13 protein-coding genes are annotated in these 14,216 nt (G+C 40.4%); 12 read left to right on the forward strand and 1 reads right to left on the reverse strand.

Annotation, left to right across the window (positions count from 1 at the left end; all coding sequences use genetic code 11):
• Positions 1–60 precede the first annotated feature (60 nt).
• Entirely contained in the window at positions 61–1,008 is a 948-nt protein-coding gene (gene rnhC / locus ACXAEY_RS06165; RefSeq protein WP_474810882.1) for a ribonuclease HIII, read from the reverse strand.
• A gap of 144 nt (positions 1,009–1,152) precedes the next feature.
• On the opposite strand from rnhC, the gene zapA reads away from it, so the two are divergent.
• The 12 genes from zapA (at position 1,153) to ACXAEY_RS06225 (ending at position 14,185) form a co-directional block, all read left to right on the forward strand.
• Positions 1,153–1,413 (forward strand): cell division protein ZapA, encoded by a 261-nt coding sequence (gene zapA / locus ACXAEY_RS06170; RefSeq protein WP_270179524.1) that lies wholly within the window; start codon positions 1,153–1,155, stop codon positions 1,411–1,413.
• A gap of 6 nt (positions 1,414–1,419) precedes the next feature.
• The gene (locus ACXAEY_RS06175) at positions 1,420–1,962 is read left to right on the forward strand and encodes a CvpA family protein (protein ID WP_270179523.1); all 543 of its coding nucleotides are present in this window, start codon (positions 1,420–1,422) and stop codon (positions 1,960–1,962) included.
• 89 nt (positions 1,963–2,051) lie between these two features.
• Positions 2,052–3,767, forward strand: a complete 1,716-nt coding sequence (polX, locus tag ACXAEY_RS06180; protein WP_474810883.1) for a DNA polymerase/3'-5' exonuclease PolX — start codon at positions 2,052–2,054, stop codon at positions 3,765–3,767.
• Between the two features lie 28 nt (positions 3,768–3,795).
• Positions 3,796–6,141, forward strand: coding sequence for an endonuclease MutS2 (locus ACXAEY_RS06185; protein ID WP_474810884.1), 2,346 nt, complete (start codon positions 3,796–3,798; stop codon positions 6,139–6,141).
• Positions 6,142–6,158: 17 nt separating this feature from the next.
• Positions 6,159–6,566, forward strand: coding sequence for a DUF350 domain-containing protein (locus ACXAEY_RS06190; protein WP_270179520.1), 408 nt, complete (start codon positions 6,159–6,161; stop codon positions 6,564–6,566).
• Between the two features lie 599 nt (positions 6,567–7,165).
• Positions 7,166–8,857, forward strand: coding sequence for a long-chain-fatty-acid--CoA ligase (locus ACXAEY_RS06195; RefSeq protein WP_474810885.1), 1,692 nt, complete (start codon positions 7,166–7,168; stop codon positions 8,855–8,857).
• Positions 8,858–9,099: 242 nt separating this feature from the next.
• Complete coding sequence (locus ACXAEY_RS06200; RefSeq protein ID WP_270179518.1) at positions 9,100–9,693, forward strand: TetR/AcrR family transcriptional regulator; 594 nt, start codon at positions 9,100–9,102, stop codon at positions 9,691–9,693.
• Between the two features lie 46 nt (positions 9,694–9,739).
• Complete coding sequence (locus ACXAEY_RS06205; protein WP_474810886.1) at positions 9,740–10,513, forward strand: enoyl-CoA hydratase; 774 nt, start codon at positions 9,740–9,742, stop codon at positions 10,511–10,513.
• A 30-nt stretch (positions 10,514–10,543) separates the two neighbouring features.
• Positions 10,544–11,314: an electron transfer flavoprotein subunit beta/FixA family protein gene (locus ACXAEY_RS06210; RefSeq protein ID WP_474810887.1), complete on the forward strand. Its 771-nt coding sequence runs from the start codon at positions 10,544–10,546 to the stop codon at positions 11,312–11,314.
• 12 nt (positions 11,315–11,326) lie between these two features.
• Complete coding sequence (locus tag ACXAEY_RS06215; protein ID WP_270179515.1) at positions 11,327–12,304, forward strand: electron transfer flavoprotein subunit alpha/FixB family protein; 978 nt, start codon at positions 11,327–11,329, stop codon at positions 12,302–12,304.
• Between the two features lie 215 nt (positions 12,305–12,519).
• The gene (trxA, locus tag ACXAEY_RS06220; RefSeq protein ID WP_270179514.1) at positions 12,520–12,831 is read left to right on the forward strand and encodes a thioredoxin; all 312 of its coding nucleotides are present in this window, start codon (positions 12,520–12,522) and stop codon (positions 12,829–12,831) included.
• Positions 12,832–12,973: 142 nt separating this feature from the next.
• Complete coding sequence (locus ACXAEY_RS06225; RefSeq protein WP_474810888.1) at positions 12,974–14,185, forward strand: hypothetical protein; 1,212 nt, start codon at positions 12,974–12,976, stop codon at positions 14,183–14,185.
• The last annotated feature ends 31 nt before the right edge of the window (positions 14,186–14,216 follow it).

Genomic DNA, 14,216 nt, shown 5'->3' on the forward strand with positions numbered 1-14,216 from the left:
TCTGTGGATACTGTAGATAGAATAAAAAAAGAGCTGAAAATAGATTTCAGCTCTTTTGTCTTATTTAGATCTCTTTGCCTTTTCAACTAGCTTTATAGCTTTCTGACTATTAGCGAAATGTACTTTTGCAACTTTATTTAGAACATCTTCACCGTGCTTTTGAATTAATTTCGCTGCTGCCTGATCCACGACTGGACCAGCTCCTTTTGGAAGTTCCACATTGTTTTCTTTGCCAAGGCGATTCATTTCCATAACGAAGGAGTACCTTGCTATGATCGATGCTGCCGCAACCGCTAGATGAAGTTCTTCGGCTTTTGTGGCAAAATATACCGAATCTTTAACGATCGTAGGCTGTCCTTTTAAGTAATTGAAGTATACTTCTGGTTTAGCAAATTGATCGACGAGAATCGCATCATATGAAGGGACTTTTTTCTGAACGTTTTGAATGGCTTGATTATGTAGTAAAGCCTTCATTTTACCCTGGTTCATCCCTTTTCTCTGCATTGCATTGTATTTTTCATTAGGGAGAATAAGCAGGCTATATGGAATCGTCTTAATCAGATTTTTAGCAATTTCGATAATCTCTGGATCTTTCATTCCTTTTGAGTCTCGTACCCCTAATTCTTTTAATAGAGGCATTTGCTTTTTATCTACAAATGCTGCCACGACCGTCATCGGTCCAAAGAAATCTCCTGTGCCAACTTCATCACTTCCGATCGCAGATAACGATGAGATGGTAGAGGGTGGTGCGTATTGATGGTCACCGACTTTCTTAGCTGATTTCTTCTTAGGTGAAGGAGCGTCTGCAGACTGCCATGGTTTTGCTTCTGTTTCAGCCCCCGCACCTTGAAACAGAACTTTACCTGATCGGTATGCTGTAATAGTACAGGAAGGCAACTTAGCTACAAAAACGCTTCCTGGCGGTTGTTTATCGGTTAACATGCTGTTGTATTTATTTTTCATTTCCGTCATAATGGATGGTAATACAGTTATTACTACCTGTGACATATAAAAACTCCCTTTTCTAGCTATACTGCAACCTATTATAGCAGACTGTACCTACAACAAGAATTATCCAATTTATTTTTCAACAACTTATTTTCGTGATATGATACAAGTTAGGATTCTTTCTCATGATAGGAGGCTTATTTGGTGACAGATAGTCATGATAAAGTTCGCACTACAGTGGATATCTATGGTGAACAATATAAAATAGTTGGCGATAAAAGTCATCAACATATTCAAGAAGTCTCTACTATAGTCGATGAGAAGATGCGTGAAATAAAGGGCATGAATCCCTATCTCGATACAAAACGACTAGCGGTATTGACTGCAGTAAATATAGTTAACGAATATGTGATGATCAAAAAGGAACTTGAAGATTTGAAGAAAAAACTTAGAGAAGAGGAATAACGTAAGATGGTTGATCTAATTCTTTTGATAATACTAGTGAGTGGATTTTTAGTTGGCTTGCGTAGAGGGTTGATCCTACAAGTGGTCCACTTAACTGGTTTTATTGTATCGTTTATCGTTGCGTATGCATACTTCCGTGACCTTGCACCTCATCTTAAGCTCTGGATACCTTATCCATCACTAGGCGGCGAAGCGTCTGCTTCAGCAATGGTGTTCGACGCAATAAATTTGGAAGCTACATATTACAGTGGAATAGCTTTCGCGCTCTTGTTCTTTGCTACCAAAATCGTGATGCAAATTATTGGATCGATGCTGGACTTCCTGGCTGAACTTCCAATATTAAAAACAGTTAATGGCTGGCTAGGAGGTTTGCTTGGATTTGTGGAAGTCTATATCGTTGTATTTCTCTTCCTTTTTCTTGCAGCTCTTTTCCCAAATGAAACTGTACAAACAGCAATTTCAGATTCGGTGATCGCTGAGAGCATCGTGAAGCATACACCAGTGTTAACAGAGCAAATTAAAGATTTATGGAGCACACACGTCGCATAACCCTTCAGCATGAAGGGTTATTTGTTTGTGATAGAATGAAATGAGAAAAAACCTTTGGTTAACGATTCTTATGAAGGGTGAGATCGAACATGAATAAAAAGAGCGTTATAAAATACTTAGAAGAAATAGCTGTCTATATGGAATTAAAGGGTGAAAACCCATTTAAGATTTCTGCCTTTAGAAAAGCTGCTCGTGCACTTGAAACGGATGACCGGAGTATGGACCAAATCAGTGATCCTGCAGAGCTAAATGGAATTGGAAAAGGGACAGCTGCGGTTATTAATGAAATCATAGAAAACGGAGAATCAGAAACCCTAGAATCGTTGAAAAAGGAAGTGCCTTCAGGGTTAGTGCCACTCCTCGAGCTGCCGGGGCTCGGTGGTAAGAAGATTGCAAAGCTCTATCATGAGCTGGGCGTCGTAGATATGAAAACTCTTGAAGATGCATGTAAAGAGGAAAAGATTCAAGAGTTGCCTGGTTTCGGTAAGAAGAGTGAAGAAAAGATCTTAGCCGCAATCGATGAAGCTGGCAAGAGACCCGAGAGGTTATCGATCGCATATATGTTACCTATCGCAGAAAAAATAGAACGTCAGTTAGAAACATTAGAGGGAATCGATCGATTTGCTAGAGCGGGAAGCTTAAGAAGAATTCGAGAAACGATCAAAGACCTTGATTTCATTATCGCCACGACCCAAGCTGCAGACGTTTCAGAACAGCTTGTTTCATTAGAAGGTGTGTCGAAAATAGTGGTCATGGGAGTTACGAAGATAACGCTTGAAATGGATGACGAGTTTTCTGTTTCAGTTGATTTTAGACTCGTAAAACCTGAAGAATTCGCATCCACCCTCCATCACTTTACTGGATCGAAAAACCATAACGTCAAGATGCGTCAAATTGCCAAAAATAAGGGCGAGAAAATAAGTGAATACGGCGTAGAATCGATTGAAACAGGTGAAGTGTTAACGTTTAAGGATGAAACGGAATTTTATAACCATTTTGGATTGTCGTATATACCACCAGAGATTAGAGAAGATAGTGGAGAAATTGAGGCTGCTCAGGAGTCAGAGTTCGAACTCGTTTCATTGAGCGATATTAAGGGCGATCTTCATATGCACTCTACATGGAGTGACGGTGCCTACACAATTGAGGAAATGGCAGAAAGAGCAAGAGAAAAAGGCTATTCGTATATAGCGATAACAGACCATTCTCAGTATCTTAGAGTGGCAAATGGGTTAACACCAGAACGGTTACGTCAACAAAGAGCGGAGATCAACCGATTGAATGAAAAATGGAGCGATTTCAAGATCTTTGCTGGTGTAGAGATGGACATCCTTCCTGATGGTACGCTAGATTATGACGATGAATTATTAGAAGAGATGGATTTTGTTATTGCTTCCATTCATTCATCATTTACTCAGGATGAAGAGACGATTATGGCAAGGCTCGAGACCGCATTAAGGAGTCACCATGTTGATTTGATCGCCCATCCTTCTGGTAGATTATTGGGGAGAAGAAAAGGTTATGCACTTAATCATGAAAGACTGATTGAACTAGCTAAAGAAACAAATACCGCGTTAGAATTGAATGCAAACCCGAATCGCCTCGATTTAGCTGCATCATGGCTTAGGAAAGCGCAGGAAGAAAATGTGAAAATAATGATCAACACAGATGCCCACCACATGGACATGCTCGAGCATATGGAAATAGGAGTCTCGGCAGGCAGAAGAGGTTGGTTAAGAAAAGAGAGTGTACTAAATACGTATACGGTAGAAGAGCTCGAGGCATTCTTCGACCGTCATAAATAAATTACTGCTTTATAGGAGGAACGAATCAGTGAACAGTAGAGTGTTGCGACTGCTTGAATTTGAAAAAGTGAAAGAAAGACTCGGAAAGCACGTGTCCTCTTCTTTAGGAAAGCAAAAAACAGAACAATTAGTCCCATTCTATGACTTAGCAGAAGTGAACAGTCATCTTGATGAAACGGATGAAGGAAGAACCGTTCTTCGTTTGCGTGGCCAAGCTCCTCTAGGTGGAATCAGAGATATACGCTCGAGCTTGAAGAGAGCTGAAATTGGGGGAGTCTTGAACCCTTCAGAGCTTTTAGACATTTCGAGTACGATTTACGGTGGGAAGCGATTTAAAACCTTTTTGGAAAATATGATTGAGGACGGAATAGAGCTCCCTCTCTTAGGAAGCCTCGTCAGCCAAATTATGAACGAGACAGATCTAGAGCATGAAATCAATGCATGTATTGATCAAGATGGTGATTTGCTGGATTCTGCAAGTGATGCGTTAAGAAGGCTGCGCACGCAGTTGAGAAGCTATGAATCAAGAGTAAGAGAGAAATTGGAAAGCTTAATACGTTCTTCGAATACAAGAAAGATGTTGTCTGATGCACTCGTGACGATCAGAAATGAACGGTACGTCATACCTGTTAAGCAGGAGTACAGAAGCTCTTTCGGTGGAATGGTTCATGATCAATCATCTTCAGGTGCGACACTTTTCATCGAACCTCAGTCAGTAGTGTCGATTAATAATCAGCTCAAAGAAGTGAAGGTAAAAGAAAAACAAGAAATTGAGCGTATCCTTACTGAGTTAACTGTAAAAGTGGCTGAATCAGCAGAAACTCTAAGACATAATGTCGACATGTTAGCAGAGATCGATTTTATATTCGCTAGAGCACTATATGCGAACGAGCTGAAAGCAACTAAGCCTACTATGAATGATGAAGGGGCATTTGAAATTCGCAAAGGTCGACACCCGCTTCTTCCACAAGATGATGTTGTACCGATCTCAATAAAGCTTGGAGACGATTACTCATCTCTTGTTATTACAGGACCTAATACAGGCGGGAAAACCGTTACGTTAAAAACAGCTGGTCTGTTAACGCTTATGGCTCAATCAGGTCTTCATATTCCTGCTGAAGAGAATTCTTCTATGTCTGTCTTCCAACATATATTCGCAGATATTGGTGATGAACAGTCGATTGAACAAAGCTTAAGTACGTTTTCTTCTCACATGACAAATATCGTTGGTATTCTTGAAAACCTCGATCACAATAGCCTCGTGTTGTTTGATGAGCTTGGTGCAGGTACGGACCCTCAAGAAGGTGCAGCACTGGCGATTTCAATTTTAGATTATGTTTACAATAGTGGAGCAAAAGTTATCGCTACTACTCACTATAGTGAACTAAAAGCCTATGCCTACAACCGTGAAGGGGTTATGAATGCAAGTGTAGAATTTGACGTTGAAACGCTACGTCCTACATATCGGTTGCTAATTGGTGTTCCTGGAAGAAGTAATGCCTTTGAAATTTCAAGAAGACTTGGACTAATGGAAGTCATTATAGATGATGCTAGATCTCAAATATCAAGTGAAAGTAATAAAGTAGATAAAATGATTTCTTCACTTGAAGACAGTCAGAAGAAAGCAGAATCTGATCGCGAAAGCGCTGAAGTGATTCGTAAAGAAGCAGAAGCTTTGAAAAAAGACCTTGAAGCGCAGCTTGAAAAGTTCGAAAATCAACGAGAACGAATGTTAGAAGAAGCTGAAAGACAAGCAGCCGAAGAGGTTGATAAAGCAAAAGAGAAAGCGAAAAAAATCATAAACGACCTTCGCACATTCCAGAAAGGTTCTGTAAAAGAACATCAGTTGATCGATGCCCAAAAGCAGCTTGACGAAACTAAGCCAGAACTTAAGAAAACAAAACAGCCATCTAATAAGGCGCAGGTGAAATCCTACAAACCAGGTGATGAAGTAAATGTCATTAGTTTTAACCAGAAAGGACATATTGTTGAGCAAGTTGGTAAAAACGAGTATCAAGTACAGCTTGGTATAATGAAAATGAATGTGAAAGCGAATGACCTTGAAAAGGTGAAATCGAAACCCGTAGTAGAGAGAAAGCCGCTCGTTTCAGTGCGTGGCCGTGATAGCAGTGTGAAGACCGAGTTAGACTTAAGAGGAAAACGATACGAAGACGCTCAGGTGGAAGTAGAGCGGTATATTGATGATGCGCTTCTAGCTGGGTATCATCAAGTTTCGATCATACATGGTAAAGGCACTGGCGCTCTAAGGAAAGGCGTTCATGAATGGTTGAAACGTCACTCTCGTGTGAAGACACTGAGAATGGGCGGAATGAATGAAGGCGGTGGCGGCGTAACCGTCGTCGAACTGAAATAAGGAAAGGAAGCTCAGAGATGGATCAACTTTGGGATAGTGTAGCTTTTCAAACGGCAGCCAACTATAGTGTCGTCATCGTGTGTATGATTGTATTTCTCTCGGCTTTTGAATTTGTTACCTCTTATCGTAACTGGGATGAGGTCAAGAATGGCAATTTAGCCGTTGCTCTAGCAACAGGTGGTAAGATCTTTGGAATCGCGAATATCTTTCGATTCTCGATCGAACACAACGATTCGCTAGTTACGATGATGGGGTGGGGGATATTCGGCTTTGTTTTATTATTGATCGGATACTTTACTTTTGAATTTTTAACTCCTAAATTTCGAATCGACGAAGAAATAAAACAAGATAACCGTGCTGTAGGATTCATTTCGATGGTCATTTCAGTTGGACTTTCATTCGTCATTGGAGCAGGGATCAGTTAAGGGGAGAATGTAATGGAGACGTTATGGAAAGTATTAATGGTAGTTGCAGGGATATTTTTTATCGCAGGTATCGTTTACTTACTTTATTTTGTGTAGAGAAGACAGGTGAAAACCTGTCTTTTAGCTTTGTTTGAAAAAAATTGAATATTATTGACCGGATAACTGCTAATAAATACATTCAAATCAAGTTAACTTTCCAATGAGTGCTATCCAATCTTTCTTGGCTCTATATATCGTTATAATTTCTAATTATATAAACCTTCATATAACGCTGATTGGAGCGGAAGGATGCTTCAATCCTGCGGTAACAGGAGTGTAAGCGACGAGGAAGCTCACCGCCCGCCCCGCGGAAAGCGAGCATCCTGGAGCGGAAATCTCGCTATATTATTGAGAGATAACTCTTAATGTTTTCTCAACAGTCTAGATAGACAGGTGCAAACCTGTCTTTTTTCTATTTAAATAAGACAAGTAGTGACGGAAATTGCCAATCTATTCAAAAAAATCAAAAAAAGATAGGATATTTTCGTGTTTTTCATTATAATTATTTTATAGAGAGAATAGGGTTTGAAAGGAGAGTTGAAAGGGAGGTTGAAAAAATAATGGAGAATATTAGCGAAAAACCGTGGTTCTCGCATTATGATGAAGGTGTACCGCCCGCGATGGAGTACGATAATAAGCCTCTTCATCAGTACCTAAAAGATGCTGCTCAGAACTATCCAAATAAGAAGGCAGTTCATTTTTTAGGAAAAGAACTAACGTATCAAGAGCTTTTCGATCGTGCGAATCGATTAGCAAATTCTTTAAAGGCGCATGGGCTTGAGAAGGGCGATCGAGTATCGATCATGCTGCCGAACTGTCCTCAAGCTGTTATTAGTTATTATGCAGTACTTATGGCAGGTGGAATTGTTGTTCAAACGAATCCGCTTTACATGGAACGAGAGCTCGAGCATCAACTAACAGATTCACAAGCAACGATTATTATCTGCCTAGACCTTGTATTACCAAAAGTGTTAAAAGTAAGAGATAAAACATCGTTAGAGCATGTAGTTGTCACAAAGATCAATGAGTACTTGCCTTTTCCTAAGAACTTGCTTTATCCTCTCGTTCAAAAGAAGAATAAGCAAGGTCCTATCGTCGAAATACCATTGAACGAAAGCATCCACACCTTTCACAGCTGGGTGAAAAATGGAAAGTTGAATGAAATCGATCTAGACATCGATCCTAAAGAGGACTTGGCTTTGCTTCAATATACAGGTGGGACAACAGGTCTAGCAAAAGGAGTCATGTTGACTCACTACAACCTCGTAGTGAATACAATGCAAATGATTGTATGGAATCGAGATATTACTTATGGCGAAGAAAGAATAATGGGAGTACTACCTTTCTTCCACGTATATGGTATGACGTGTGTTATGAACTTTTCGATAATGTATGCCTCTAAGATGATTATCTTGCCTAAATTCGAACCGAGAGACACGTTGAAGACGATTGACAAACAGAAACCAACCTTGTTTCCAGGTGCCCCAACAATTTATATTTCACTACTGAACGAGCCTGACTTCGACAGCTATGACCTCTCTTCGATCAAATCATGTATTAGTGGATCAGCACCACTGCCGATCGAAGTACAACAGAAGTTTCAGCAAAAAATCAGTGGAAGGCTCGTGGAAGGCTACGGTTTAACAGAATCTTCGCCTGTTACACACGCGAATCCTATTTCAGATGGTAATGTCATCGGAAGTGTCGGGATGCCTTGGCCGGATACCGATGCTAAGGTTGTGAAGCCTGACGGTGAGGAAGCTGAAGTTAAAGAAATTGGTGAACTTATCGTAAAGGGCCCTCAAGTGATGAAGGGATACTGGAATCGTCCTGATGAAACGGAAGCTGTCCTAAAAGACGGCTGGCTTTATACGGGAGATATGGCTTATCAAGACGAGAAGGGATACTTTTATATTGTCGATCGTAAGAAAGATATGATCATTGCAGGTGGATTCAATATATATCCTCGAGAAGTAGAAGAAGTGTTATATGAACATGAAGCTGTTCAAGAAGCGGTTATAATAGGCGTTCCGGATCCATATCGTGGAGAAACCGTAAAAGCATTCGTTGTCCTGAAGAGTAATAGCAATTGTACTGAGGAAGAGTTAAATCAACATTGTAGGCGCTTTCTTGCAGCGTACAAGGTTCCTCATTTGTATGAATTTCGAGATGAGCTTCCAAAGACTACGGTTGGGAAAATCCTTCGCCGAGTACTCGTTGATGAAGAAAAAGAAAAAAGCCAATCGCTTTAGCGATTGGTTTTCTTCTTTAAGAAACTAGTGAAGATGATTGAAAAATTAATTAGAAAAATTCGCACATTTCAGCTTATTATGATATGATGAACTTGCAAATATCCTTGTATTCAAATTGAGCGCTCGCTCAGAAATCCGATATTGACAGTACCTGTTGTGTACCGCTACAATATAAATATGAATGAATGCTCATTCATTTCTGGTGAATGAGGTGTCGGATTAAGAATAAAGGAGAACTTGCTATGGTGGAAAAAGGGAAAAAGCGTGGCCCAAAGTATGACAAAATCATTGATGCTGCTGTAGTCGTGATCGCACAAAATGGTTACCATCAAGCGCAGGTTTCAAAAATAGCGCGTGAAGCCGGTGTAGCAGACGGTACGATCTACTTATACTTCAAGAATAAAGAAGATCTGCTTATCTCACTGTTTCAAAAAAAGATGGGAAGCTTCATCGATAAGATCGAAGCGCAGATAGCTGAGAAGAGCAATGCAGAAGAAAAGCTGTTAACGCTGATCGATATGCACTTCAGGCATCTTTCTTCCGATTACGAGCTTGCAATCGTCACCCAGTTAGAATTAAGGCAAACGAACAAAGAGCTTCGTGCTCAAATCGGTGAAGTACTTAAGAAGTACTTAACCTTAGTTGATCAGATTTTGATCGATGGCGTAAAGGCAGGCCTATTCATGGAAGAGCTTGATGTCCGACTCGCTAGGCAAATGATATTTGGAACGCTTGATGAAACAGTGACCAATTGGGTTATGAAGGATCACAAGTTTGATTTAGAAGCACTTGCAAAGCCTATACATCATTTACTGATCAATGGCTTAAGCAAATAGATATGTGTCCCGGAAATTCCGGGACTGCTTAGGAAGGAGTGGGAAAGTGGAATTTTTAAAATTATCGAAAGAAAACAAGGTAGCGAACATTTCCTTAGAAAGACCACCAGCGAATGCTGTTGCTACAGACGTACTTAAAGAACTGACGCAAATACTTAATGATTTAGAGAATGATTCCGAAACAAAAGTTATCTTGTTGACTGGTGAAGGCAGGTTTTTCTCTGCTGGAGCAGACATAAAAGAATTTACAACTGTTGATACCGAAGAAGGTTTTGGAGAGCTCGGAGGCATTGGTCAAACGCTTTTCGATAAAATGGAAGCGTTCCCAAAACCGATCATCGCTGCCATTCATGGAGCTGCGCTCGGAGGAGGGCTTGAGCTTGCGATGGCTTGCCACATTCGCCTCGCAACGGAAAGTGCAAAACTTGGATTGCCAGAACTACAATTAGGGCTTGTACCAGGCTTTGCAGGATCACAGCGCTTGCCTGAACTTGTAGGCAAGGCGAAAGCTGCTGAAATGCTTCTAACGAGTGAACCAATCACAGGACAAGAAGCTGCAAACTTAGGCTTGGTAAATCAAGTTTATTCTGAAGACGAACTCCTTCCTAAAGCGAAAAAATTGGCTGAGAAGATCGCTCAAAAGAGTGCTGTAACGATGAGGTATGCATTAGAGTTATTAACTTACTCTAAACCAGCTAAGTTCAATGAAGGAGTAGCGAAAGAAAAAGAGTACTTCGGTAAAGCCTTCGTATCTGAAGATGGGCAAGAAGGTATTCGTGCTTTCATTGAGAAGCGAAAGCCGAACTTTACTGATAAATAAAGATAATTATCTCAGGGAGGGTAAAAAGAAATGAACATATTCGTAATTATGAAGAGAACATTTGATACTGAAGAAAAAATTGTTATTGAGAATGGCAAGATCAGTGAAGAAGGCGTTGAGTTTATTATCAACCCTTACGACGAGTATGCGATTGAAGAAGCAATTCAACTTCGTGACGACCACGGCGGTGAAGTTACAGTCGTTAGTATCGGTAGTGAAGAAGTGGAGAAGGAGCTTCGAACTGCTCTCGCAATGGGTGCAGATAAAGCGGTTCTAATTAATAATGAAGAGCTTGATGAGAGCGACCAATATACAACAACTGCGCTATTAGCCGCTTATTTCGAAGATAAAGAGTACGACATCATCCTTGGTGGAAACGTCTCGAATGATAATAGCACTGGACAGATTGGCCCTCGCTTAGCAGAGAAGATGGGTATTCCTTATGTAACGACGATCACGAAGCTAGATATCGATGGTAGCACAGCTACAATCGAAAGAGATGTCGAGGGGGATGTGGAAATCGTTGAAGCGCAGCTTCCACTGCTTGTAACAGCTCAGCAGGGACTTAATGAACCACGTTATCCATCACTTCCTGGAATCATGAAGGCAAAGAAAAAGCCACTTGAAGAAATAGATTATGATGAACTAGACATCGATGAAGATGAAATTGGAGCAAAAACAGAAACTCTAGAGCGTTATTTACCACCTAAAAAAGAAGCTGGAAAAGTACTTGAAGGTGAAGTGGACGATCAAGTACAAGAACTAGTGAAATTACTTCGTCAGGAAGCGAAAGTTATATAGGAGGGGTTTACTATGGCCAAAAAAGTACTCGTAATTGCAGAAAGTCGTGAGAATGAACTTCGTAATGTATCGTTTGAGGCAATCGCAGCTGGGAAAGAAATCGCAGCGGGTGGAGAAGTAATCGCAGCGATAGCGGGCGAAAATGTAAGCGCATTAACAGATTCGTTGTTCCATTATGGAGCAGATCGTGTCATCAAAGCAGAGAATGAAAAGCTTTCAACTTATACAAGCGATGGGTACGGGCAAGTGTTCTTGCAGATTATCAACTCTATCGAACCTGATGCGATCCTCTTCCCACATACATCGATGGGGAAAGATGTAGCACCAAAACTTGCTAGTAAATTAGATGCTGGCTTAATCTCAGATGCTACTGCAATCGAATTAGATGGTGAGGATATCGTATTCACACGTCCGATCTATTCTGGTAAAGCATTTGAGAAGAAGAAGGTAAAATCGGGTGTTATCCTTGCAACGATTCGTCCGAATAACATTTCTGCTCTTGAGAAAGATGAGTCACGTTCAGGCGAAGTTTTCTCTGAAGAGGTAGAGATTAAAGATCTTCGTACGATCGTGAAAGAAGTCGTTCGCAAGTCTACTTCTGGAGTAGATCTATCAGAGGCAAAAGTGATTGTTGCAGGTGGCCGTGGTGTGAAGAGTGAAGACGGTTTCGAACCACTACAAGAACTTGCTGACGTACTCGGTGCTGCTGTAGGAGCATCTCGAGGAGCGTGTGACGCAGATTATTGCGATTACTCGCTACAGATCGGGCAAACTGGTAAAGTCGTTACTCCAGATCTCTATATCGCGTGCGGTATATCAGGGGCAATCCAACACCTCGCTGGTATGTCTAACTCAAAAGTAATCGTTGCGATCAATAAAGATCCAGAAGCGAATATTTTTAATGTAGCAGATTATGGAATCGTTGGAGACCTGTTTGAAGTTGTTCCACTATTAACACAAGAATTCAAAAAAGTTCTCCAAACGAACTAAACAAAAAGCGAGCCGCGAGCTCGCTTTTTTACACGTTTTTTCTTCAGTAAATAGGGAAGAATGAGTGTGAGTCAAAAAAATGGAAACACCATGAGTATTAATGATATACTCAATCTGAGCCAATTGACGAATGTCAATATGGCAGAGCACATTGAGGCAACCGGCCTTTAACCTGGTATTCTCAAGTGATATTTGTTTAAGGAGGAAGATATAGAATGGCTATCGTACATGCGACAGATCAAAACTTTAACCAAGAAACAAGCGAAGGTCTTGTTCTTGCAGACTTTTGGGCACCATGGTGTGGACCTTGTAAGATGATCGCACCAGTTCTTGAAGAACTAGATGCTGAGATGACTGATGTGAAAGTGGTTAAAATCGACGTAGATGAGAACCAAGAAACAGCAAGCAAGTTTGGTGTAATGAGCATCCCAACACTTCTAGTTTTCAAAAACGGAGAAGTTGTTGACCAAGTCGTTGGTTTCCAACCGAAAGAAGCACTAGCACAAACACTTTCTAAGCATCAATAAACGATAAACATCAAGACCTCAATCCTTGAGATTGGGGTCTTTTTTATTTTTAAATTACAACAGTATTGACACTGATAATCGTTCTCGATATAATCTTGATGGATATCATAAGAACAGACAACGATGAAAAGGGGATTACATAATGAAAAGATCAATGATGCTATTCGCTTCTATTACACTTGCAGGAACTGTGCTTGTAGCATGCGGCAACGACTCAGAAAATGCTTCAAACACAAATGAGCAAACTCAAGAGGAATCAAGCAACTCTAACAATAACACGGAAGAGAATGCTTCAAGCGACATGTCAGTCGAAGAATCTGACTCCGTAAAACAAATCGAGGCTTATAAAGCCATAACGGAAGAACTAAATAAGATGAAAGAAGACAAAGAAGTAGATTGGGAAATGATCGACGCTACTTATTCGGATGAGCTGAAAAGTGCAGTAAATGAAACGAGTAATGAAATCGATCAGTTTATTACAACAGGAATTGAAGCAGGTAAATCTGGCGAACTAGATATGAACGTTGCTCGTCAAATGATCGATAAAGGAACACAATCCTATTTCTATCAAAAGCAAAAATCACTTCATGCAGCTGTTATTGAAGCAAAGGATGCTGGTGAAGATGAAAAAGCGATGCTTCACTTTAACGAAATTAAAAAGCTAGCTGAGAATGTTTTCATTCCGACAGCAGAGAAACGTGATTCTTATTACGAGCTTGAGGGTGATTCAAGCATCGTACAAAATATTAATAACGGCTTAGACGCTCAAGAAGAAGCTTTAAATAATGGAGAAATGGATAACTTTGCAGTGTACAAGCAAGTTACTGACAAATCCACATATAAGAGCTACTACTTAGCAGCTAACTCTTACGCAGAAAAGATTGATCAAGCAGTCCAAGATGGTGAAACAGAAGATCTGAAGATCATGCAGGCAGAAGCTCTTGGATTCTACCAGGCAATTCAAGGTTCTCTATCTGGTGGAGATGAAGAAGCGGCGAATAAGTTAAGCGAACTATTCAATATTAGTGAAACTGATCCAAGTACGATTAAATCAGACGAAGTTTCTACTTTGTTCACGAAAGCATTCATGGGCAAAATCATGAGCTATCATGAAAAGGTTGCTGCTATGGCAGATGAAGGCAAACTTACAGATGGACGAGAAGCTGCAATGGAAGCAAATGTCTTCATGAAAGCAATCGAGAAGCCATTGATGGAAACGCTCGGTGAAGAAGAAACGAAAGGTCTTTATACAAAAGGGCAAGAGTGGTTTGAAGCCATTAGCAACGATAAAGCTGATGAAGCAGCAAAATTAAGCGATGAAATTGTGTCTACGCTAAAAAGTGTAGTAGAATAAAGAAAGACGAAATTGGCCGCTTAAAGCGGCC

The organism is Anaerobacillus sp. ABA4_114, assembly GCF_056159065.1.